General features: G+C 53.2%; 23 protein-coding genes. 15 read left to right on the forward strand and 8 right to left on the reverse strand.

Annotated features, from left to right (window positions below; all coding sequences use genetic code 11):
• The first annotated feature begins 93 nt into the window (after positions 1 to 93).
• From CG67_RS05485 to pqqF, 10 genes are all read left to right on the forward strand, one after another.
• On the forward strand, positions 94 to 393 hold the full coding sequence (locus CG67_RS05485; protein WP_025901975.1) for a type II toxin-antitoxin system HigB family toxin: 300 nt from the start codon (positions 94 to 96) through the stop codon (positions 391 to 393).
• Positions 390 to 815 (forward strand): type II toxin-antitoxin system HigA family antitoxin, encoded by a 426-nt coding sequence (locus CG67_RS05490; RefSeq protein ID WP_025901976.1) that lies wholly within the window; start codon positions 390 to 392, stop codon positions 813 to 815. The genes CG67_RS05485 and CG67_RS05490 overlap by 4 nt, the downstream gene beginning before the upstream one ends.
• Before the next feature lie 5 nt (positions 816 to 820).
• A complete protein-coding gene (locus tag CG67_RS05495) occupies positions 821 to 1,765 on the forward strand; it encodes an NAD(P)-dependent oxidoreductase (protein ID WP_084764913.1) in 945 nt (314 codons plus the stop codon).
• Positions 1,766 to 1,822: 57 nt separating this feature from the next.
• Positions 1,823 to 2,851, forward strand: a complete 1,029-nt coding sequence (locus tag CG67_RS05500) for a dipeptidase (RefSeq protein ID WP_025901978.1) — start codon at positions 1,823 to 1,825, stop codon at positions 2,849 to 2,851.
• A 150-nt stretch (positions 2,852 to 3,001) separates the two neighbouring features.
• On the forward strand, positions 3,002 to 3,073 hold the full coding sequence (gene pqqA, locus CG67_RS17365; protein WP_071846626.1) for a pyrroloquinoline quinone precursor peptide PqqA: 72 nt from the start codon (positions 3,002 to 3,004) through the stop codon (positions 3,071 to 3,073).
• 60 nt (positions 3,074 to 3,133) lie between these two features.
• Positions 3,134 to 4,051: a pyrroloquinoline quinone biosynthesis protein PqqB gene (gene pqqB, locus CG67_RS05505; protein WP_025901979.1), complete on the forward strand. Its 918-nt coding sequence runs from the start codon at positions 3,134 to 3,136 to the stop codon at positions 4,049 to 4,051.
• 3 nt (positions 4,052 to 4,054) lie between these two features.
• Positions 4,055 to 4,810 (forward strand): pyrroloquinoline-quinone synthase PqqC, encoded by a 756-nt coding sequence (gene pqqC / locus CG67_RS05510; RefSeq protein WP_025901980.1) that lies wholly within the window; start codon positions 4,055 to 4,057, stop codon positions 4,808 to 4,810.
• A gap of 2 nt (positions 4,811 to 4,812) precedes the next feature.
• On the forward strand, positions 4,813 to 5,094 hold the full coding sequence (pqqD, locus tag CG67_RS05515) for a pyrroloquinoline quinone biosynthesis peptide chaperone PqqD (protein WP_025901981.1): 282 nt from the start codon (positions 4,813 to 4,815) through the stop codon (positions 5,092 to 5,094).
• Complete coding sequence (pqqE, locus tag CG67_RS05520; RefSeq protein WP_025901982.1) at positions 5,081 to 6,220, forward strand: pyrroloquinoline quinone biosynthesis protein PqqE; 1,140 nt, start codon at positions 5,081 to 5,083, stop codon at positions 6,218 to 6,220. Before pqqD ends, pqqE begins: the two co-directional genes overlap by 14 nt.
• A gap of 4 nt (positions 6,221 to 6,224) precedes the next feature.
• Entirely contained in the window at positions 6,225 to 8,591 is a 2,367-nt protein-coding gene (gene pqqF, locus CG67_RS05525) for a pyrroloquinoline quinone biosynthesis protein PqqF (protein WP_055725589.1), read from the forward strand.
• Between the two features lie 31 nt (positions 8,592 to 8,622).
• Here pqqF and dld read toward each other — a convergent pair whose 3' ends face one another.
• The 3 genes from dld to CG67_RS05540 form a co-directional block, all read right to left on the reverse strand.
• On the reverse strand, positions 8,623 to 10,320 hold the full coding sequence (gene dld / locus CG67_RS05530; protein ID WP_025901984.1) for a D-lactate dehydrogenase: 1,698 nt from the start codon (positions 10,318 to 10,320) through the stop codon (positions 8,623 to 8,625).
• 539 nt (positions 10,321 to 10,859) lie between these two features.
• Positions 10,860 to 11,504, reverse strand: a complete 645-nt coding sequence (nfsB, locus tag CG67_RS05535; RefSeq protein ID WP_025901985.1) for an oxygen-insensitive NAD(P)H nitroreductase — start codon at positions 11,502 to 11,504, stop codon at positions 10,860 to 10,862.
• Positions 11,505 to 11,644: 140 nt separating this feature from the next.
• Positions 11,645 to 12,262, reverse strand: a complete 618-nt coding sequence (locus CG67_RS05540) for a trimeric intracellular cation channel family protein (RefSeq protein WP_025901986.1) — start codon at positions 12,260 to 12,262, stop codon at positions 11,645 to 11,647.
• 374 nt (positions 12,263 to 12,636) lie between these two features.
• On the opposite strand from CG67_RS05540, the gene phoC reads away from it, so the two are divergent.
• Positions 12,637 to 13,362, forward strand: a complete 726-nt coding sequence (phoC, locus tag CG67_RS05545) for an acid phosphatase PhoC (protein ID WP_038024706.1) — start codon at positions 12,637 to 12,639, stop codon at positions 13,360 to 13,362.
• A 221-nt stretch (positions 13,363 to 13,583) separates the two neighbouring features.
• On the opposite strand, the gene pmrB is transcribed toward phoC, so the two are convergent.
• Positions 13,584 to 14,684 carry a two-component system sensor histidine kinase PmrB gene (gene pmrB / locus CG67_RS05550; protein WP_025901988.1) on the reverse strand — a complete coding sequence of 367 codons (1,101 nt, stop codon included), beginning with the start codon at positions 14,682 to 14,684 and terminating at the stop codon, positions 13,584 to 13,586.
• Positions 14,681 to 15,367: a two-component system response regulator PmrA gene (pmrA, locus tag CG67_RS05555; protein ID WP_025901989.1), complete on the reverse strand. Its 687-nt coding sequence runs from the start codon at positions 15,365 to 15,367 to the stop codon at positions 14,681 to 14,683. Before pmrA ends, pmrB begins: the two co-directional genes overlap by 4 nt.
• A 418-nt stretch (positions 15,368 to 15,785) precedes the next feature.
• On the opposite strand from pmrA, the gene CG67_RS05560 reads away from it, so the two are divergent.
• Positions 15,786 to 16,277, forward strand: a complete 492-nt coding sequence (locus tag CG67_RS05560) for a very short patch repair endonuclease (RefSeq protein WP_025901990.1) — start codon at positions 15,786 to 15,788, stop codon at positions 16,275 to 16,277.
• 19 nt (positions 16,278 to 16,296) lie between these two features.
• Here CG67_RS05560 and CG67_RS05565 read toward each other — a convergent pair whose 3' ends face one another.
• Positions 16,297 to 17,766: a catalase gene (locus tag CG67_RS05565; protein WP_025901991.1), complete on the reverse strand. Its 1,470-nt coding sequence runs from the start codon at positions 17,764 to 17,766 to the stop codon at positions 16,297 to 16,299.
• A 227-nt stretch (positions 17,767 to 17,993) separates the two neighbouring features.
• Between CG67_RS05565 and CG67_RS05570 the strand changes: the two genes are divergently transcribed.
• The gene (locus CG67_RS05570; protein ID WP_025901992.1) at positions 17,994 to 19,241 is read left to right on the forward strand and encodes an MFS transporter; all 1,248 of its coding nucleotides are present in this window, start codon (positions 17,994 to 17,996) and stop codon (positions 19,239 to 19,241) included.
• Positions 19,242 to 19,337: 96 nt separating this feature from the next.
• Here CG67_RS05570 and CG67_RS05575 read toward each other — a convergent pair whose 3' ends face one another.
• A complete protein-coding gene (locus CG67_RS05575) occupies positions 19,338 to 19,817 on the reverse strand; it encodes a type VI secretion system tube protein TssD (protein WP_025901993.1) in 480 nt (159 codons plus the stop codon).
• Between the two features lie 361 nt (positions 19,818 to 20,178).
• Complete coding sequence (locus CG67_RS05585) at positions 20,179 to 20,871, reverse strand: hypothetical protein (RefSeq protein WP_025901995.1); 693 nt, start codon at positions 20,869 to 20,871, stop codon at positions 20,179 to 20,181.
• Between the two features lie 485 nt (positions 20,872 to 21,356).
• Here CG67_RS05585 and CG67_RS05590 point away from each other — a divergent pair, with 485 nt between their 5' ends.
• Together CG67_RS05590 and CG67_RS05595 are read left to right on the forward strand one after the other, a co-directional pair.
• Entirely contained in the window at positions 21,357 to 22,721 is a 1,365-nt protein-coding gene (locus CG67_RS05590) for an NTP/NDP exchange transporter (protein ID WP_025901996.1), read from the forward strand.
• 2 nt (positions 22,722 to 22,723) lie between these two features.
• Entirely contained in the window at positions 22,724 to 23,560 is an 837-nt protein-coding gene (locus CG67_RS05595; protein ID WP_025901997.1) for an aldo/keto reductase, read from the forward strand.
• Positions 23,561 to 23,587 lie beyond the last annotated feature (27 nt).

Genomic DNA, 23,587 nt, shown 5'->3' on the forward strand with positions numbered 1-23,587 from the left:
CTCTTATTGGCTCCAAAGGTTTCCGAAAGAAGTGCTTGAGTCCCGTTTTGGGAGGTGTATAGTGAATCCCATATTGGGACTCAGGGACTGGATATGAATGTCGTAGCAAAAAGGATATTGGCAGACTTTTGGACGACACATGCTGACGCAAAAGGGCCGGTGTCTGCCTGGTACCAGGAGGTCAGTAAAGCACACTGGCACTCACCGCAGGACATAAAGCGCCAATACCGCTCAGTTGATTTTTTAGAACATAACCGTGTTGTTTTTGACATCAAGGGCAACACTTATCGGATCATAGGTAGCGTTGCTTACGCCCAACAAGCGGTATTCATTAAGTTTGTTGGCACTCATGCTGAATACAGTAAAATTGATGCAAAGAAGGTGACACTATGACATATCAGGTTAAGCCTATCCGCAATGAGACGGATTATCTTAACGCACTGGCGCTCATTGAGCCGCTGTTTGACTCTCAGCCAGAGCCAGGTACAGAGGAGGGGGACTTTATGGAAGTTATGGTTACCCTGATCGCTGCCTATGAAGATATTCATTATAAAATTGCCCCTCCCACAGCAGTTGAGGCGATTAAGTTTCGTATGGAGCAGCAGGGTTTGAGTGTGCAGGATGTCGCGCGAATGATCAGGGCAACATCCTCCAGAGTCTACGAAATACTCAATGGAACCCGGCAGCTCTCTAAGGCACAGATTCTGGCACTCCATCAGCACACGGGGATCCCGTTTGAGTCACTATTATCTGATGTTCAGGTCTCTAAGGCCCGGCGGCGTAGTACCGTGACGAGCCCGGCAGTACACGCCTGAAGTCAATGGATTTAGCGTGGGTCCTCCCGTCGGGGGGGCTGCAGACAGGGGCTTCGGCCCCATCAACGATCAACGGAGGTCATATGAAACAACCTGAAGTCGCAGTACTGGGGCTGGGTGCCATGGGGCACGCCTTTGCCAGTAACCTGCTGAAAAAGGGGTTTGCCGTTTATGGCTGGAACCGTAGCCCGGAAAAGGGCGAAGATTTAACACAACCGGGCTTCACGCTGGCGGATTCTCCTGCCGCGGCAGTCAGCCGTGCATCGGTGATCATCACCATGTTACCGGACGAAAAAACGACCCGGGATGTGCTGACACAGGCGCTGAGCGAAATACCGCAGGGAGCAACCGTCTGTCAGATGGGTACCCTCGGTGTGGAAGGCACGGAAAAGCTACATCAGCTGCTGAGTGAGCAACGTCCGGATATTCTTTTCCTTGATGCGCCGGTCTCCGGCACCAAAGCCCCGGCGGAGAATGCGCAGATCACGGTACTGGCCAGCGGCGACCGTTCGCGGGCCGGCGCAGCAGAACAGGTATTTGCTGCCATCAGTAAAGCCACCCTGTGGCAGGGTGACGCCGGAGCAGGTTCCCGGATGAAGCTGGTGGTGAACAGCTGGCTGATAGGTCTGATGCAGAGCCTGGCAGAAAGTGAACGTCTGGCAGAAAGCCTGGGGTTCGGCCCGGAGGCGTTCTGGCAGGCCCTGGAAGGGGGGCCACTGGCAGCACCCTATGCGAAAGTTAAACTGCAGATGATTGAAAGTGGCGACTTCTCGCCACAAATGCAGCTTATCTGGGCCCTGAAAGATGCGAAGCTAGCCGTTGAAGCTGGTAATGCAGCACAGTTACCGGCACTGGATAACATTACCCGTCTCTGGCAACAGGCGGTAGACGACGGGCTTGGTGCGCAGGATCTGGCCGTGATCAGCCGCTATCTGGCTGAACGTCAGTAAATTCTCCCTGAGCAGGGGGATAGCAGGCCCTCTGCGTTACCATGGGATCAGTAAAGTATGACAATAACGACTTATTTTGATGGCCATAATGATTTACTGATGCAGTTATGGCTGCAACACCCGGAAAATCCGGAACATTACTTCTTCCGGGCGGGCTGCGACGGTCATCTGGATTTTAGCCGTATCCGTCAGGGCCGGTTAGGGGCCGCATTTTTTGCTATCTTCGTCCCGCCGGAAAGCTATGTCGCCCGGCATTTCCCGCAGCGCCTCGGAGCATTGCGTGACCACGTCAGCGTCATGCGCGAACAGCTGGCAATCCTTGGTCGTCTGGAACAGTTTTCAGACGGTAAGGCCAAAATCTGCCGGACGGCCGCAGAGGTCCGTTACTGCCTGGAAAACGGTGTGCTGGCGATGATTGCTCATATTGAAGGGGCGGATGCGCTGGATACTGAAGGTGTGTTACTGAACGAGTTTTATCAGGGAGGTGTCCGCAGTGTCGGTCCGTTCTGGAATAACCCTAACCGGTTCGGCGAGGGCATCACCGGCAGTTTCCCGGGCTCACCGGACAGCGGACCCGGACTGACGGACAAAGGGATCGATTTTATCCGCCAGCTTGGCGCACTGAACCTGATTATTGATGTTTCGCATATGAATCAGCAGGCGTTTTTTGATACCGCGCGCTACAGCCATCAGCCACTGGTGGCGACCCATTCGAATGCCCATGCACTCTGCCCCCAGCCGCGTAACCTGACCGATGAGCAATTACGTATCCTGGCAGAGAGTGGCGGCGTGGCAGGCATCAATTTTGGTAACGCTTTTCTGCGACCGGACGGTCAGCGAAACGACGATACGCCGACAGAACTCATTACCCGGCATATTCGTTATATGATCAACCATGCCGGTGAAGATCATGTGGCGTTGGGGTCTGATTTTGACGGCGCCAGTGTGCCTGCTGCACTTAAAGATGTGACCGGGTTACCGGCCATTGAAGAGAGTCTGCACCAGGCAGGGCTGAGCGGGGCGGTGATCGACAAAGTCTGCCGTCACAACTGGTTACGTATCGTCGAACATTTTATGACAGCTTAAAAGAATTTAGTCATCTTTTCATTGACCTCTGCTTGACAAAGGCGCAACATTTATCGGCCTTGTGAAGGGGGGTGTTCCGGGAAACCCGGGCAGCACCCGGTCGCAGGCTATTTTTCGGACATTAACATTTTAAGTATTAAGGTCATTATTATGTGGAAAAAACCTGAATTCGTAGATATGCGCCTGGGTATGGAAGTGACTCTGTACATTTCTAACCGTTAATTATCCGGTGTCATAAGTGGCCGCTTTCGGGCGGCACTTACCTTCAGTAAAGAGTATTTTATGTTTATCAAAGTGCTGGGCTCTGCTGCCGGTGGTGGTTTCCCGCAGTGGAACTGTAATTGCAGCAACTGTAAAGGGCTGCGTGACGGTACCATCAATGCTCACGCCAGGACACAGTCTTCAATCATTGTCAGTGATAACGGTGAAGACTGGGTCTTATGTAACGCCTCTCCGGATATCTCCCGACAAATTTTCATGACCCCTGAGCTGGTAAAACGCGGTGTACTGCGCGGGACCGCCATCGGGGATATTATTCTGACCGATAGCCAGATAGACCATACCACCGGGCTTTTAAGCCTGCGTGAAGGCTGTCCGCACCGTGTCTGGTGTACAGACGAAGTTCATCAGGATCTTAGTACCGGTTTTCCGGTCTTCCCAATGCTGGAGCACTGGAATGGTGGTCTGCAGCACCATGCCATTCGTCCGCTTGAACCCTTCAGCGTAACGGTCTGCGGTAATCTGACATTTACCGCGGTGCCTATTCTCAGTAATGCACCGCCATACTCACCTTACCGTGATCGTCCTCTGCCCGGACACAATGTCGCGTTGTTCATTGAAAACAAAGCAAACGGCAAATCATTATTCTATGCCCCCGGGCTGGGTGAGCCGGATGATGTGATCCTGCCCTGGCTGAAAAAAGCCGACTGCCTGTTAATCGATGGCACCGTCTGGCAGGATGATGAATTACTAAGCACCGGCGTCGGTAAAAACACCGGCCGGGCAATGGGTCATCTGGCACTCGCCGAAGAGCAGGGGCTGATGACACTGCTGGCGGCTTTACCTGCCAGTCGTAAAATTCTTATTCATATTAACAACACCAATCCCATCCTCAATGAGGATTCGCCCCAGCGCCGGTTCCTGCAACAGCAGGGCATTGAGGTGAGTTGGGACGGAATGGCGATACAGCTACAGGATTAATCCATGACGATCACTACCACCCTGAGCAAGCAGGCTTTTGAACAGGCATTGCGGGATAAAGGTGCCTGTTACCATATTTATCACCCTTACCATATCGCTATGCACAACGGCCAGGCGACCCGTGAACAGATCCAGGGCTGGGTTGCGAACCGCTTCTATTATCAGACCAACATTCCGCTGAAAGATGCGGCAATAATGGCGAACTGCCCGGACCCGGCGACCCGACGTAAGTGGGTACAGCGTATCCTTGACCATGACGGTGCAGACGGCAGTGAAGGCGGGATCGAAGCCTGGTTACAGCTCGGTGAAGCGGTGGGGTTATCGCGTGAAGATTTACTTTCTGAAAAACATGTTTTACCCGGTGTTCGTTTCGCGGTCGATGCGTATGTGAATTTTGCCCGCCGCGCCAGCTGGGAAGAGGCCGCCTGCAGCTCTCTGACGGAACTGTTTGCCCCGCAAATTCACCAGTCCCGTCTGGATAGCTGGCCTCAGCATTATCCGTGGATCAAAGAGGAAGGTTACTTCTATTTCCGCAGTCGTCTGAGTCAGGCCCGCCGTGATGTTGAACATGGTCTGGCACTGGCGCTGGAGCACTTCGATACCGCAGATAAACAGAACCGGATGCTGGAAATCCTGCAGTTCAAGCTGGATATTCTCTGGACGATGCTGGATGCCATGACCATGGCCTACAGTCTGCAACGCCCTCCTTATCATACCGTGACAGATCAGCCGGTCTGGCACACAACCCGACTGGTATAACCATGAGTTTTGAACAATCGGTGGTGATGTTCCGCCGCGGATATCGCATGCAATGGGAAGCCACTCAGGATTGTCACGTCATTCTTTACCCGGAAGGCATGGCGAAACTGAATGAAACTGCGGCGATGATCCTGGAACAGGTGGATGGTCAACGGACAGTGGCACAGATTATCGACCTGCTGAATCAGCGCTTTCCGGAGGCCGGCGGAGTGGATGACGATGTTGTCGATTTCCTGCAGGCGGCCGGTAAGCAGAAATGGATCATGTTCCATGACGCAAATTAATCCTGAGATTAAAGCGCCGCTCTGGTTACTGGCGGAGCTGACCTACCGGTGTCCGCTGCAATGCCCGTACTGCTCGAACCCGCTCGACTTTGCCAAAGAGCAGTCTGAGCTGACTACAGAGCAGTGGCTGACCGTTTTTCGTCAGGCACGCGAGATGGGCAGTGTACAACTCGGTTTTTCCGGCGGGGAGCCTTTAGTGCGTAAAGACCTGCCGGAACTGATTGCCGGGGCACGTGAGCTGGGGTTCTACACCAATCTGATCACTTCCGGTATCGGGCTGACACGTAAAAAACTGGATACCTTTGCAGAAGCGGGACTGGACCACATCCAGATCAGTTTCCAGGCCAGTGATGAAACGCTGAATGCCGCACTGGCGGGCTCGGAAAAAGCCTTCCATCAGAAACTGGAAATGGCGAAAGCAATCAAAGCCCATGGCTATCCGATGGTGCTTAACTTTGTTCTGCACCGGCATAATATTGATCAGATCGACCGCATCATTGAGCTTTGTATTCAGCTGGAGGCCGATGATGTTGAATTAGCCACCTGCCAGTTTTATGGCTGGGCCCAACTGAACAGGGAAGGGTTATTACCGACCCGTGACCAGATTGCGCGGGCAGAAGCGGTGGTGAAGCGTTATCGCGAGAAGATGCAGGCCGACGGCAATCTGACCAATCTGTTATTTGTGACGCCGGACTACTATGAAGAACGCCCGAAAGGGTGCATGGGAGGCTGGGGCGCAATTTTTATGAACGTGACGCCGGACGGTACTGCGTTACCCTGTCACAGCGCCCGTCAGTTACCGATAGAGTTTCCGTCGGTGCTGGATAACAGCTTGCAGCACATCTGGTATCAGTCCTTTGGCTTTAACCGCTACCGGGGCTATGACTGGATGCCGGAACCCTGCCGCTCCTGCGATGAGAAAGAGAAAGACTTCGGAGGCTGTCGCTGTCAGGCGTTTATGCTGACCGGTAACGCAGACAATGCGGACCCGGTGTGCAGTAAATCGGCTCATCACGATAAAATCCTGCAGGCGCGGCGTGAAGCCGATTGCAGTGATATTCGTATTGCACAACTGCAGTTCCGAAATCAGAAAAACTCGAAGGTGATCTTCACCTCCCGCGGGTAACCGGATGAGTGAGTCCTCGTCCCTGTATTACCTCAGCAACGGCATGGCGGTTCAGCTACAGTCGGTGGCTGACCTGTCTGCCGCGGCGGTTTGCCTGCGGGTGGATGCCGGCAGTCACCATGAACCCGCCCGCTGGCCGGGCTTAGCGCATCTGCTGGAGCATTTACTGTTCCAGGGGGGGATGCGCTTTCCCGGCGCGCAGCGGTTAATGCCCTGGGTGGCAGCCCGCCACGGCCGTGTGAATGCCACTACAGAAGCCTGCAGGACGCTTTATTATTTTGATGTCCGGTCAGACGAACTGAGCGCCGGTCTCGCCCGGTTGCTGGATATGGCATTGTCACCGGAATTTTCTGCTGACGCTATTCGGCGCGAAATTCCGGTCATTGATGCGGAATATGGCATGCTGAGCCGCCATACGCCGACCCTGATCAATGCGTTACTGGCTACCGGTATCGGCCAGCCCCCGGCATTCCGTCGTTTTGTGGCCGGTAACCGGCAGAGCCTGGACGGTGACCTTCCCGCCCTGCGTCAGGCGTTACTGACTTTTCATCAGCAATATTACTCTCCCGGCAATCTCTGCCTGATCATCCGTGCGCCGCGGTCCCTGACAGACTTGTCCGCCGCCCTGACAGAGGCCCTGTCACAGGCCGGATTGTCCGGGCTCCTGCCGCTGAACGCCTGCCGGACGCTGCCATTCCCCGCCCGGGCCCCGGTGCCGGTGAACGAGCGGCAGATCCCGGTGGTGTTACATGTGGCCGGTGAAGGGCAGCACTGTCTGAGTTATCTGCTTGCCGACCCGCAGAGCCGACTGCTGGCGGCGGTTCCCTTATTACAGGCACTGCTGAGTGATGCGGCACCGGGATCCTTTATTGATGCCGGGCGCAGGCTGGGGCTGTGTCATCACAGTGCCGCAGAAGTGGTCAGTGCGGCCCCGGGCTATTTGTGGTTACTGATCCGGCTGACCCGGCCCGCGGGTCCGCCACATCCGGCAGGCGACCTCAACCGTCTGTTTCGTCACTGGCTGGCACAGGTGTGTTGTCTCAGCCCGCAACAACAGGCGCATTACGTACGGCTGGCCCGGCAGGATTTTCTGCGTCTCAGTCCGATGGAACAGGTCAGAAAGGTTGCCAGCGGGGAGGCCGGAGATACCGCAGATATTACTGCACTGGCAGAGGCATTGCTCAGCACGTCCCCGTGTGAATTGCAGACTGAACCTTCAGAGGGAGGGCAGGTCACGACAGCCCGCGGCTTCCTGTGCCGGTGGTCGCCGGCACCGGAGATCAGTGACGTTTCACCTGAGCCGGCACCGGACTTTGTTTTCTATCCGCAAACCGTCCGTCCGGCACAGGCACGTTCGCTGCCGGAGGCTTCTCTGCAGGGACCGGCGGACGGCCCGCTCTGCTATCGTTCAGAAATACCTGGTGCAGAGGCGGGCATAATCCTTCGGCCTGTACGCGGTATGACCCTGACCGGGGCGCAACTCTCACAGCTCAGATACCGTCTGCACCCCTGGATAAGCCGTGTCAGGCATGCCGGAGGCGAGGCCAGTGTGGCACTTTACCAGGGCGTGCCTCAGGTCAGAATGATGTTACCGGCAGCCGGTGAGGCTGCGGAACTTATCCGGCTGCTTTGCTCGCTTTGGCCGGATCTTTCGGCGTCCGTCATGGCCGAAGATACAACGCAGGAAATTCTGATCCGTCGTTTACTGGCAGAGTTCCCGCAACGACTGGCCGTAACACAACCAACCCCGGTCTGGTCCTGTATTGTCCGCTGTCAGGATGACGCGCTTTTTTCGCTGATCAGTCACTTTCTGCAACAGACGCTGCTGTTACAACAGGAACCGTCAATCCTGCCGCCACTGAAGGGGGAAGCGCACCACCTGCCGGAAAGGGACGGGGATAATGCCTTACTATTCTTCCTGCCTCTGGACAGCGAACTGCCTGCTGAGCTGGCGGCAGCACGACAGTTGGGGGCCATTTATCAGCCTGCGTTTTATCAATGGTTGCGGGAAGAACTCTCGGCAGGGTACGTGGTTTCCTGCCGTTTTGAATCGTTTGCGGATCGTCAGGGGATCCTTTGTGCACTGCAATCGCCACGCTATGATTGCGCACAACTGGCCGCATGGTGCCGTCAGTTTTTCGGCCGTGTCCGTGAACAAATCATGCAAATGACTGAGGGGGAAGGGTTGCGGGCTGAAGCGCCCGCCAGTGTATTGCCGGCAGACGCGATGGCCAGCGAATTACAGAGTCAGATGGCCGGGGGACACCGGCCGGCATTGCATGACCGCGTCTCTGTCCGGCAACTGCAACAGTTACATCAGTGGCTGGAAGACGCCGTGGCCCGTGCGGAGATTCTGAGCTGCGGCCGGTGATCTCCGGCCGCAGGCAAACTTTCGGATGAAGTTACTTGCCCCAGAATTTTTTACGGCTGGTTTTCCCAATCCCCGGGTTGCAGGTATTGGTCGGATCCAGTTCACGCCAGTGTTGTTCATGTTCACAGGACGCCTGATACAGGTGCCCGACATTATGCTCCGCAGGATAGCGGGCACCACGCTGTTCCAGATACTCCATCACCTCCTGTTTGAATTGCTTCGCATCCACCCCGGCTTTAAGGACGTAATCCTGGTGGTTCACAAAGCAAAAGAAATGCCCGCAACAGGAATCGGCCTGGACCTGCGCCGCAAGATGAGGTGGCAGATGGATCCGCCACTGGTCATCATTACGACGCAGAGCCACGTCAAAAGCAATTAATCGCTGGTTGGTATCATAGCCGAGGTAGTCACAGTAGGAGATGGTACAGCCGCCCACCGCGAAACGGATCAGAAAGGCATCGGCAGCTTCCCGGTCATCGCACAGGAAATATTCCCCCGGACGCTGACTGAAATACTCCTCAAGCAATGCCGTCAGTTGTTCAGCCTGACGGGCTTCAATTTTAATCATCAGATGGTGCACAAAGCGCCGGCGGTAATCCATGATCCGCGGTGCGATAAACGAGGGGGTTATCTGATTAAAGCCCTGGATCAGCTTATCGGTAAAATTATGCGGCAGAAAACGGGCATGTCTGATCCGTACATCCCAGCGCGCTTTGTTGGCCATTAAACCGGGAATGGCCTGCGGCCCCAGCTTACGGATGGCCAGATACATATGTTTTGCGTAACGCAATGTCAGGTCAAACGCGCCGGCGTGAATATATTCCGCCTGTAAGGGCAGTTCATCCATTTTTTCCAGCAGAAAACGGCGTAAACCGATCAGTTCGCTTTCATCATTGCTGCCGATATAGAAGGTACGGGTGGCTTCGCTGGCGGCAAACGTCGGCAAACGTGCGGCAAAGACGACCACTTTTCCGGCGCATCCCGCACTGTCATACAGATAACGTTTATCGCCGTTGAATCTGGCCGGTGATGCCGCATGAGTATCGCGCAGTTGTTCAGAATAATCATCTGCCCAGATTTTACCCTGCCAGTCGGCAGCATCGCCGGTCGTGTATTCGCGTGTCTCCAGCGCATGAATGATCCTCTCCGGAGTATCGCCCAGCTCAATACCCAGATGGTTAACCAGTTCAAGATGTCCGTCATCAGTAATGCGGGCAAACAGCGATTTTTCGGTAAATGCCGGACCACGACGGATCAGCGAGCCCCCGGAGTTATTACATAACCCGCCAATGACAGACGCGCCGATACAGGAGGAACCGATCACCGAATGGGGTTCACGCTGCAGAGGCTTCAGGGTGTCTTCAAGCTCGGTGAGGGTCGTGCCCGGAAAAGCGATAACCTGTTGGTGATCATCAATGACCTGAACCCCGGTCAGTAAACGGGTGCTGATAATGACAATATCGCGGTCGTAATCATTACCGTCCGGGGTTGAACCTCCGGTGACGCCGGTATTGGAGGCCTGCATCAGAATGATAACATCTTCGGCAACACAAACTTCTAACAATTGCCAGAGCTGTAACAGCGTCTGTGGCAGTACCACGGCCAGTGCTTCACCCTGACCGACGCGGAATCCTTTGGTGTAAAATGCCTTATCGTCTTCACTCAGTAAAACCTGTTTTTCTCCCGCGATTTCGTGCAGCTTGCGGGTCAGCTCCTGACGGTTATTCATCTATCCTTTCTGCCTTTATTTTTCATTCTGTTTCAAGCCCACAGCCGGATTGAGGTGAGACGGGTCGGATACCCCGGACACTATGTTTTTTGCGATGTGCAGTGCGATAACCTGCCGGCTCATGACTATATAAAAGCGCGTTTTTCACCGACTGGAAAGAGGCAAAATAAAAAAAACTTATTACGCTCAGGGGATCATCAGGGTTTATGCAAAGAAACAACATTTTATGCTGTTTATCTGTCTGTGTTAAACAAATCGTTAACATTGAGGGGGCAGGCTCGCTCAGAACGGCATATCAGAGACAACCGCGAACGGGAAAAATCGGCAACAATGGACCATCCCTGCTAAAGACGGGGCGGGTCACGCAGTGCATTAGCAGCCATGACAGAAAGCAGTGACGGTGGAAGGATGACAACAGAAGATGCAGGTTCAGTGGTGGTCCCGGGAAATAAGGCCGCAAGGCAACACTCCGGGATTGTGTGTGCGGAGGTCTGGTAGTCAAGCCGCCCCTGCCGGGCAGGGAGCGGCAGACTATCAGATCACAGGCGGGTGATCACAGTCTCTTCACTTAAACGTGATTTTGGCAGCGATGCATTAAAATCTTTCTCGCTGTTATGGCCGATAGCGACGACGGCCAGACTGTGTAGCCCTTTCTCTTTAAGTCCCAGGCGTTCATCCAGCAGCACCGGATCAATACCTTCAATAGGAGTGGCATTCAGCCCCATCGCCGCGGCCCCCAGCAGCAGGAAGCCCAGAGAGATATAAGTCTGGCGCTCCATCCAGTAGCGAAGGTCTTCATCTGAGCCACCATAGGCAGCGATATAATTACGGCGTCCCTTATCGTTGGCGTTTTTAGTCTCTTCATCTTTAAAGCGACCGTCCAGATCTTCCTGCTGCTGCACCTTGCTGAACTGTGCATCATCCAGGGTATCTTTGCTGGTGAAAACAACAACCATCGCTGAATCACGGACTTTTGCCGCGTTAAAATCGCGGATACCCGGAAGGATAGTCTCTTTGCCTTCATCGCTGGTGATGGCAAAGAAATGCCATGGCTGCAGGTTCAGGGATGACGGACTGTAACGCAGGATATCCAGTAACTCCTGCTCCTGCTGTGCAGTAATCTTGCGGGAAGCATCGTAGGCTTTGGTAGTAAAACGTTGTTTAACAACTTCAACAATAGACATAATAATCGCCTCAGATAAAACAGTCAGTATTCAATAATTATCTTAATTTCAGAGGTCGTTACAGTAACACCCGGATAAAGCGACAACCAGCCCGAAAGGGACCCGCCGCATTCAGGGTTAAATATGACATTAACTAACGTTCAGAAATATTTATTCGCGATAGTTTTCAGCGTGATATTGTATTTCAGCGACACCATCCGGATCAGGGTACAGACAAAAATCGACAGTAAAATACTGTAGCGTTCCGGGATGATATTAGCCGAACCCAGCAGTTCAATCGCAGCCCCAATCATTGCCGCACTGGCATAAATCTCTTTAGTAAAGATCACCGGTGTCTTGCCGACCAGAATATCCCGCAGGCACCCACCGCCCACGGCACTGACACAGCCTAACAAAATGGAAAGCTGCACACTGTGTGTGTAAAGCCAGGTCTTATTCGCGCCAAATGCCGCGAAAAAACCCAGACCGAGCGCATCGAAAAACAGGGACGGTTTCTCAAACGAGAACACCAGTTTCTGAAAGAAGGAGAGGGAGGCGATCGCCAGAATGATACAGAAAAAGTACTCGATATTAACAAGCCCGGGCGGGGGAGTCGCGCCGAGACAAATATCCCTGATACAGCCGCCACCGATGGCAGTGACACTCGCTAATGCAAAAACGCCGAATAAGTCAAAACGATGTCTGACGCCGACAATAGCGCCACTCAGGGCAAAGACAAAGGTCCCGAAAAGGTCGATAAAGTGTAAAAAAAAGTCCATAAATTCCCGACGTTACTGCACGACATTGGTGAAAAACAAACCTGACTGAAGAGTAATAATGTCCGCGCGGTTCGTCAGACGCAGGAACAATAAATGTTTCATAGGCATTGCGCAAATGCTTTCCCGGGAAAATCATCGCTAACGTCCGGTTTTTCCGGAGGAATTCCTACGCAGAGAAAAACGCTCTGATGGCGATGGACAGTGAACAGCTCGCACCTGATTAACCCCCCGCGAGTCTCTGTCCGTCCGGACCTGCGGGCAAAGCCTGAACTGTGACCGGTACCGGAGTTAAGTGCAATGTGACGTGGTAACGTCGGTGCCTCTCACCGTTTTTTTACAGGATGTTTATTATGGTCAAAAAACTGTCAGTATTTATGATCTCTGCATGGCTGTTGAGCGGGACCGGATATGCCGCCATCCCCGCCGGTAATGATGCGACCACCCGGCCTGAGCTCTACTATCTGACTAACAGCCAGGCCATTGATAGTCTGGCCTTACTGCCCCCTCCGCCTGCGCCTGGCAGTCTTACTTTTCTCAACGATCAGGCGATGTATGAACAGGGCCGGCTATTACGCGACACCCCCCGCGGTAAACTGGCGGCCGACGATGCAAATCTCAGCAGTGGCGGGGTAGCCAGTGCGTTCTCCGGGGCATTTGGCCACGAGATCAGTGGCGCAACCACCCCGCAACTCTACAAGCTACTGACTAATATGATCGAAGATGCCGGTGATCTGGCCACCCGATCGGCAAAGCAACACTATATGCGTATTCGCCCGTTTGCTTTTTATAAGGTGGCTACCTGTAACACCCGCCAGCAAGCAGAACTTTCCTCTAATGGTTCTTATCCTTCCGGACACACCGCCATTGGCTGGGCCACGGCTCTGGTACTGGCCGAAGTTAATCCTGCGCGACAGAATGAGATCCTGAAACGGGGATATGAACTCGGTCAGAGTCGGGTGATTTGCGGCTATCACTGGCAAAGTGATGTGGATGCGGCACGGCTGGTGGGGTCCGCGGTCGTGGCAACGCTGCACACCTCGCAGGAGTTCACGGCTCAGTTACAAAAAGCGAAAGCAGAATTCAGCGCTCCTCAGGCCTGACCGTATCGTATGCTTTTATTTTGCAGCAGGCAGGATCGTCGCCGGTGATTTTCTCACCGGCTTAATATTAATTTAATCATTACCTGAAATACTCTGCTGACACCCCCTGACAGGAGAGTAATGATGGAGAATAAAGCGACCTTTTCCGGAAGTGAACTCAGTGCTGCTTTACTCAGTCTGAGTACAGTTGTGATTTTTCTGCTGGTCTGGTTTACCAGTTTTTAAAGGGTTTCGTCCGCTAGCGGATAAATGACCGAGGCCCGGCAACCCTGGCGATCCGTCCGGTTAGTGAGGGTAAAACGGGCATGATGCAGCTGGCAGATCCTGCTGACAATACTCAGCCCAAGGCCACTGCCACCGTAGCGGCTATCCATCCGTACAAATGCCCGGCTCAGTTCACTGGCACGGGTTTCATCAATGCCAGGCCCTTCATCTTCCACTGAAAGTTCAATGCCCGGCCGACCTTCTTCTGTGACCACAGGATGCAGAGTGATGCGCAGGGTGCTGTGTTCCGGGCTATAACGATGAGCATTCTCTGTCAGATTACGCACAATCAATTGCAGCAGCGTCGGGTCTCCCTGTACGCTAAAATCATGTTCAGCCTCCGGCAGGATCAATTGCTGGTGGCGCAATTTAATCATGGTCAGCAGACTGTCCCGCAGCGGGATAATCACGGTTTTTCTCAATAATACCGGCTGGTAATTGCCTTCCGTAAAGGACTGGCTGATCCGTGCCAGCTGTAATAACTGAGAAACACTATTGGTCATCTGATCCAGACGCAGGATCAGGGAAGACATATCCAGGTGGTGCTGGCGGGCCATCAGTTCCAGGTGGAGACGTAACCCCGCCAGGGGGGTGCGTAGTTCATGGGCCACATCCGCGGTAAATAACCGTTCCCGGTTCAGGGTATCGGTCAGGCGGGCGACCATATCATTAATCGCATGCGTGACGGCGTCAATTTCGGTGATCCTGCTTTGAAATTCGATGGGTTCGGCAGAAAAACCGGAGCGTTTCTCCAGTTGCAGGCAGAGATCAGACAGGGGCTGGGTGACCCGCCGCACCGCTTGCCAGCAGAGCACCAGCGCCAGACTAATCATTACAAAGCTTGGAATAGCCAGACTGGCAAGTGCTTCATGGATTTCTTTATCCACATGCCATTGTTCGTTACGGTGGCTCAATACGCCTTCTACCAGCAGATCTATCTGTTCTTTACTTTCATGCCATAGCCACAGCACGCTGATGGCCTGGCAGAATAGCAGAATAGAGCCCACGGTGATCAGCAACCGGCGACGTAACGTGGTCGTTTTAGGGGACAGGTTCAGGATAGTGACTCCTCAGAACAGTTTTTTTTCTTAATCAGCACATATCCGAAGCCGCGCAATGTCCGTATAGATGCCCGGCCGATCTTCTTGCGCAGGTTATGGATATGTACCTCCAGGGTATTGGTGGCAGGCTCGCTGTCCCAGCTATAAATATCGTTATACAGGATCTCACGATGCAACGGCATACCGGCCTTCATCATTAACCGGGCCAGTAACGCGTATTCCTTCGGGGTCAGTTCCAGGCGTTTGCCTTCCCGGAATACCTGGCGATAGGTGACATCCAGCACCAGGTCATTAACGATCAGACGATTATCGCTCTGGTTATTGTGCCTGCGGATCAGCGCACGGATACGTGCAGTCAGTTCTTCCAGCGCAAAAGGTTTAATCAGGTAGTCATCGGCACCACTGTCAAGTCCGGTGATCCTGTCGCTCAGGGTATCGCGTGCCGTCAGGATCAGTACCGGCAAGGCCATTTTTTCACGGCGCAGGCGTAACAACAGTTGTAAACCGTCTTCATCCGGTAATCCGAGGTCGAGGATCATCAGGCTGTATTGCGAGGTTTTAAGACTGTTATCCGCCATCCGGGCACTGCTGACACCATCACAGGTATAGCCTTCCTGTTGCATGACCTGCATCAGTCCCTCAAGGAGCAAGGTATCGTCTTCGACAATCAGTATTTTCATCCGTGGCTCCGGCAGAAGGCAATCCGGTACGGCAGGGCGGGGGGAGGAGATCTCCTGCCAAACCGACCCTGCAGTGCCCGGGGCTGGCTCTCCTGCACATCTTGTGTTGTTATTAACCATATTGCTGTGTGGTGTACGGATATGCTGAAGCCTCCGTCTGCCGGGAAGCACTGGAATATCAGCCTATCACGTCTGTCCTGCGGGAAAGCTTCTGCGTCTTTACACCCCGCGTTTATCCGGTCATTAACGCTGACCGGCCGGTAATAATGTTATTACAGCGGCCCGCACACCGCGGTTATTGTGCAGGGGAAGTATTAAGGAAACCTTAAGCTGATGTCAGTTAGTCATCAGGGATCGTGAACAGTTCACTGTGATCAACGGCCTGCACCGGCAGTTTGCCGTCAACAGAGGAGTGAAGATGGCTGATGTGCATAACCGCGAGACCCGCAGCAAAAACATGCGGGCTATCCGTCACTGTAATACCGGCATTGAAAAGCAGTTACAGCAGTTACTGACAGACCTGGGGCTGGAAGTACGGCAGCAAGCCAGAGATCTGCCGGGCCGCCCTGATTTTGTCCTGGAGACGGCGCGAAAGGTCATTTTTACTCACGGTTGTTTCTGGCACCATCATCATTGTCACCTGTTTAAACCGCCGGCCACCCGAACGGATTTCTGGCTGGCGAAAATCGGTCGTAATTTGCAACGGGACAAAGAAAACCTGCAGGCACTGCAGCGTCAGGGCTGGAAGGTACTGGTCATCTGGGAATGTGCAATGAAAGGTAAAACGCAATTGCCGGCGACGGCACTGGCAGAGCGACTGGAAGAGTGGATCTGTGCCGGTGAACATTCGGCAGAAATTGATCAGTTCGGCATTCGTTTGCTGGAAATTCCTGAAAATCCGGCGACATAGCCGCCGGACATGCGGGATATTACGATTTCTGCTGAGCGGCAGCCACACTGTTGGCAATACGGTCACCGATATTCTGATCGATCTTCCGCCAGTAATCGAACACCCTGGACAGCACCGGCTCCCGGACGCCGTTTAACAGGTGTCCGGTGACATTGTTCACCAGACGGTCACGGGCGGCATCATCCATAACCTGAGTCACCAGTGTACTGGCCTGACCGAAGTCATCATCTTCTGCATGTAATGAGTAAGGCTGTCGTACCAGCGCGCCCTGAGTCTCCCATGAGGAGTCGGTCGGATAACGATCGCCGTCGGCTTTCGGGCCTCCTTTCGAGTTAGGGGCGTAAACCGGGTCGCTGACCGGATCCATTCGCATTGCGCCGTCTTTACTGTAGCTGTTCACCGGCGAATGCGGGGCATTGACCGGAATTTGCTTATAATTTACCCCCAGACGCGCGCGGTGCGCATCCGCGTAGGCGAAAATACGGCCCAACAGCATTTTATCCGGGCTCAGACCGATCCCCGGCACCAGGTTATTTGGCTCAAATGCGGCCTGTTCTATCTGTGCATGGTTATCTGTCGGGTTTTTATTCAGGGTGAGTTTGCCCACTTTGATCAGCGGGTAGTCGCTGTGTGGCCAGACTTTGGTCAGGTCGAACGGGTTGAAACGATAGTTTTCCGCGTCAGCGAACGGCATAACCTGCATATACAGCGTCCACTGCGGGAACTCACCGTTATCAATGGCGTTGTACAAATCCCGGACGTGGAAATCGCCGTCTGCACCGGCTTGTTTATCCGCTTCCTCCTGAGTCAGGCATTCAACGCCCTGATCGGTTTTGAAGTGATATTTAACCCAGAACTTCTCGCCTTCAGCGTTTATCCACATATAAGTGTGGCTGGAGTATCCGTTCATGTGTCGCCAGCTTTTCGGGATCCCACGATCCCCCATCAGCCAGGCAACCTGATGTGCAGATTCCGGGGAAAGCGTCCAGAAATCCCACTGCATATCATTATCACGCAGGTTGTTATCCGCACGGCGTTTCTGGGAGCGGATAAAATGCTGGAATTTCATCGGGTCACGAATAAAGAAAACCGGCGTGTTATTCCCGACCAGGTCATAGTTTCCCTCGCTGGTGTAAAATTTCATGGCGAAACCACGCGGATCACGCCAGGTATCCGGGCTGCCGCGTTCACCGGCGACGGTCGAGAAGCGCATTAATACGTCGGTTTTCACTCCCGGCTGGAAAAGGGCGGCGCGGGTAAAGCGGCTGACATCTTCAGTCACTTCAAAATGGCCAAATGCACCGCTCCCTTTGGCGTGCGGTTGCCGTTCCGGGATCCTTTCACGGTTGAAATTCGCCATCTGTTCGATGAGGTAATGATCATGGAGAACCAGCGGGCCATCCGGGCCGACAGAAAGTGAGTGCTCGTCACTGGCGACCGGTATGCCGGCGTCAGTGGTGGTTATTTTTGGTTTATTATCATTGCTCATGCCTTTCTCCTTGACAACAACAGGGTTTAATTACGCACCCGATAAGCATAGTTGATATTTATCATTACGCCGGGAGGATCCCGCACAACAGAAAAAAGCCGTGTTTGCCGGGGGTTAAGGAGGGAAAGGCTCTCCGGTCGCGGGTGTTTACCGCATTGGCTTGCCCGGCGTAATCAGCTATGCTGGCGGGCTGATAATAACGCCACTTATTTTTCCGGAGCTTACTTATGGACTCTTCTTCCGGGGAGCCTTCATCGCGCATTTTCCATCACACAGGTTTTCGTGCCTATGTGACGGCACAAACCTGTTCCTCCCTGAGTTTTCAGATAATCTCACTCGCCGTCAGCTGGCAGCTTTATTCGATGACGCACAGTGCATTTATGCTGGGAATGATAGGGCTGATGCAATTTGTCCCCTCAGTGCTGCTGGCATTGCCTGCCGGACATCTTGCGGATCAGTACAACCGCAAATCGCTAATCCTCGGGGGGCAGAGTGTCGAACTTCTGGCTGCCCTCGGGCTGATCCTGATGTCGTTTCTGATGCCCGGCAGTGCCGTGTTATTGCTGTCGCTGGTCTTTATCTTTTCACTGGCCCGGGCATTTGAAGGTCCGTCGATGACATCGCTGTTACCGGCACTGTTACCCGCCGGATTGCTGTCAAAAGGGATGGCAACCAATCAGGTCTTTCGCGAGGCGATGGTGATTGCCGGGCCGATGGCAGGGGGACTGTTGTATGTGGTCTCACCGGCACTGGCCTACGGAACGGCCGCGGTCTGTTATCTGATATCGTTACTGGTGATGATGCGGCTGAAATACCAGCGTGAACCGGTAAAACCGTTACCCATGACCCTCCGTAACCTGTTCGCCGGGCTGGATTTTATTGTTAAACGCAAAGATGTTCTCGGGGTCATTTCGCTGGATTTATTCGCGGTACTGCTGGGCGGTGTCACCGCATTACTGCCCATTTTTGCCCATGACGTTCTGCACACAGGCGCATGGGGGTTAGGAGCGCTGCGTGCAGCACCTTCTGTCGGGGCACTGATCACCGGGATCTGGATCAGCCGTAACAGCTTCCACCGCCATACCGGTCTGATTATGTTTGGTTGTGTCGCCGGATTCGGGGTAGCGACTGTCATCTTCGCGTTATCCCATAATGTGGTCCTGTCGCTGCTGGCATTGGTGGCGCTGGGCGGTTTTGATATGGTCAGCATGGTGATCCGCGGGGCGATGGTTCAACTGGATACCCCGGACGAGATGCGCGGACGGGTCAATGCGGTGAACTCAATCTTTATCAATACCTCTAATCAGCTGGGAGAGTTTGAAACCGGCGTACTGGCCAGTGCTATCGGGGCCGTGCCGGCGTCGGTGATTGGCGGAGTGGGGACACTGGTGGTGGTTGGACTGTGGATGGTAATGTTCCCGCAGTTACGCCGTCGTCAGCAACTGTCACAAAGTGAAATCACAGAGAATGCCTGAATCCGGGTCGGGTCACGGAAAGCTCTGGCGCTCCGTTGCCCCGACTGTTCAGGGTTAATCAGGGGAAGTATTTACCTCCTCTGAGGCCCTTAGCGGTCAGACATAGCAGCGATCGTTCCATGAATCACGATAGATAATATTTCCTTGCGTATACATCCAGGTGATCGCTTCATAACGCAATTCGAGTGTTTCAAGGTGAGTACTACTCATAACATTAGGAGCCAGATATGGCGAAATTGTTGTGAACTTGACGTTTTCCATAATGATATTGAAATATTCAGCTTCGATGCCTGATTCCTGAATATGGTACATCTTGATGACCGCTTTTTTCATGGTTCGGCCTTCGCAGAGCGCGCGGTACAGGAGTGGTGTTGTCTGATCAAATTCTTTCACTATCGTGATCGGACTATGAACGCGCGTTCCGGTAAGTTTGCCCCAAGCGGGGTCTACCGGAATGGTTACACCATGCGAAAATGATTTTAATTCGATGGAACCCAAACGTAGCGGCATTAAACAATTACCAACAATCGGAGATCCATTTTCATCTTCAAGCCATAAATGAGCGGGAGCGGACATATGATTTCCTTATCAGTGATGATGTAAATAACTGTGGGATTAACGCCATCACCATTTACAGTAATGCATGTAAATAACAATTATAACCAGGGTTAATACACCTATAGCCCTGACAGGGCTACCCGTGAAATTTACTTATAAATATCTGAGGGTAATTATTTTTAATAACTTACCATTTCACGTAACGACCAAAAATAAATAACATGAGTACAAGAAAAACGGGTACTGGCCATATAGGCCCATCAGGGAAAAACTGCACCAGAACAGCTGCGAATAAGAGCGTTAACAATGCAGGACCGTACATTGAAAATAATGACCTGAACAACCGTTTAAAAATTCTTATGGCAAGGTTCATCATGTCTTACCGAATCATCCTGGTGATAATGGCGGCAATACCACTATCCGATGCCCATTGTACGTTAAGTGCCTCAGCCCGCTCAAACAGCGGTTGGATCAGAAAATACATCATCTCCAGCTCTTGAGCATATAATGCCGCATAGTAAGCGGGATACGTAAAGTGAAGGCGATGTGCGCTATCTGCGGCTTTCTGAACGACACCATAGATACCCACTGACGCGCCCCCCCTTGATGCCCAGTTTCCGACTAATGCACTGATTTCAAGACTTAAATTCATGCCAACGGCGACGGATGATGATGCTGCTAAAGCAAAACCTGCGTTTGTGAATGAACTGGCGGCAATATGGATATTCACTGCCATTAACATTTTTTTGATGTGATCTATTTGAGCGGACGTTTTCTGCCGAAATACTTCTTCAAAGTATATTTTCAGCATTTCATAAACAACATCTTCACGTCTCAGAATATGATATACGGCCTTAGCGAATCGAATATCCTCAGTCTTTTGTTGTTGGCAGACGTCCTGATATTCATCAGTAAAGCAGGATGTGTAATAGAGTGCGCGCGTTGCACCTGCGCCTATCGTTTCAAGTTGATTTGATACAGCCTTTCCTAGACCTGTTAATGCTTGGTCGAGTTTTAACGCCAGAATTTTATTAGCCTGTAAATAACTAATGACTTCATTGTCGTTATTCATCATCGCTCCATGCGAATATTCATTACATCTGGTTTTCCATTATCTCTCACGGGAAAGCGTCCGGCAAACGGTGAGTCGCGAAACGGACAATATAATTCAGTCATATCGATGATTGAGTGTTCACTGCTTCCTCCGGAGTTTCCCTTTTGCCTGCCTGATCTGCCGGGGCATAGAGGCTTGTGCCAGGAACCAGTTTCACCTCATGGGCCTGTAGTATATCGGCAATCTCCCGTGCATCTGTTATCCAAAATACACATTTTACTGTCTGCATAACGATCCTCATACGGATATAATGAATCACGGTCAGGATGACAACGCGTGGCAAAGCAACAGTAAAAGTGAACGGCCGGCGCGTTCGTGTCCCCGGCCGGGAATTGGAATTTCCGCCGGTTTGACGCTATACCTGTAGACTCAGGCGCGCATTGAGTCATGGAGAATGCTTTCTGCATGGCTGAGTGCATCATTCACTGTGATCAGGAGAATGCATGCAACATCAACCGCAAGGGTCGGCAGGTGCCATCCATCCGCTAATTCGTAAACTGATGCATACCGCAGGCGTGCGCAGAGAAGAAGTCTCCCTGCTGCTCTGGAGTATGCTGTACATTTTCTGTGTGTTATCGGCGTATTATGTTATCCGCCCGATACGGGATACGCTCGGTATTGACGGGGGCGTGAATAATCTGCAATGGCTGTTCGCGGCGACCCTGATTGTGATGATCCTGCTGACACTGCCGTTCTCTGCGTTATCTTCCCGTCTGCCGCGACGGCGTTTTATTCCCTGGGTCTACCGTTTCTTTATCATTCACCTGCTTATTTTTGCCGCGCTGATGTTTTTTCTGCCCCGCGGCGATCATCGCTGGCTGGGGCGAGTGTTTTTTGTCTGGGTCTCTGTCTTTAATCTCTATGTCGTGTCGGTTTTCTGGTCGCTGGTGGCAGATATTTTCAGCCGTGAGCGCGCCAGCCGGTTATTTTCGTTGATGGCGGCGGGGGCAACGCTGGGGGCAGTAATAGGTTCGCTGCTGACGACTGTGCTGGTACGCTGGCTGAATATGAGCGGACTCTTTTTGCTCTCAGCCGTGTTACTTGAAGTCGCTGTTTTCTGTGTCCGTCAGTTGAATACACAGGTGCGGAAAAATCCGCTGTCTGACACAGAAGATCACGATACTGTACCGGCTCAGGCGGATGACGGCCCGGTGAAGGGCGGCATTTTTGACGGGATATTGGCCATTGCCCGCTCCGGGTATCTGCTGAATATCTGTCTGTATATGTTGCTGTTTTCGGTGACCTCCACCTTCGTCTATTTCCGGCAGGCGGACCTGGTGCATCAGATTTTCAAAAGTGATGAGAGCCGTACCACCTTTTTTGCGGCCAGTGACCTGTCTGTCAATATTCTTACATTGCTCAGCCAGTTACTGATCACCGGACGCCTGCTCAGTCGCTACGGTACCCGGCGTGTCCTGGCTATCCTGCCGTTAGTCACCCTGGCCGGATTTCTGATGTTAAGTGTATGGCCGACACTGGCGGGCCTGTTTATTTTTGCGGTGCTCCGTCGGGCAGGAAACTTTGCCTTTGCGCGCCCGGCGCGCGAAGTGTTGTTTACCGTGCTTTCGCGGGAGCAAAAATATAAAGCGAAAAATGTCACTGATACCGTCGTTTACCGGGCCGGTGATCAGGCGGGCGCCTGGAGCTGGACGGCAATGAATGCGGTCGGTCTGAGCGGCAGCCTGATCGCCTGGCTGGCAATCCCGCTCTCTTTGCTGTGGTTGATCAACAGCCTGTGGCTGGGTAAAAAACAGAAGTTACTGGAAAATAAAAAACAACCGGAACGCCTTCCGGTGTCCGGAGGATAGTTATGCATACAGTGGATCTTTGCGGTCAGCAGCTTCCTGCCATCGGTATGGGGAGCTGGCGTCTGGGGCAGGGGCGGCATGCCCGTCAGCAGGAAGCCGACGCACTGCGTTTCGGGTTATCTCAGGGGATCAGGGTTATCGATACCGCCGAAATGTACGGCGAGGGTGAGTCGGAAACCCTGATAGGCGAAGCCCTCAGGGGGATCCGCGAGCAGGCATGGCTGGTCTCTAAAGTTTATCCGTGGAATGCCTCCCGAGGTGCAATGCAGAAGGCCTGCGAGGATTCCCTGCGTCGCCTGCAGACAGAGTATCTTGATTTATACCTGTTGCACTGGTCATCGGAACATCCGCTGGATGAGATTATCGAAGGGTTCGGGCGGCTTAAAGCGCAGGGGAAAATCGGGGCCTGGGGGGTATCCAACTTCGATACCCGTGCTATGCAGCAGCTCTGGCAGACGCCGGGCGGGGATCAGTGTGCGGTGAATCAGATTTTTTATAACCCGGCGGCCCGTGGGGTCGAATATTCCTTACTGCCGTGGTGTGAAGAACACGGGGTCACCCTGATGGGGTATTCGCCGCTCGGCGGGCATGGCAGTGAATTACTGCACGACCCGGTCGTGCGGGCGCTGGCGGATCATTATCAGACGGGGAGCGCAGATATTTTGCTGCGTTGGGCTATCCGGCAGGGAAATATGCTGGTGATCCCTGAGTCCGGCAGTGTTGAACATACCGCCATCAATGCTGCTGCCTTAACGGGGGAGTTAACCGACAATGATCTTCAGTTACTGGAAAGGCGCTTCCCTGCGCCACAGCGGGAAACTCCGCTGGAAATCCGTTAATTACGGCTACTGCGCCGCTGACCAGCG

Source organism: Tatumella sp. UCD-D_suzukii (assembly GCF_000611875.2).
Classification (GTDB): Bacteria; Pseudomonadota; Gammaproteobacteria; order Enterobacterales; family Enterobacteriaceae; genus Tatumella; species Tatumella ptyseos.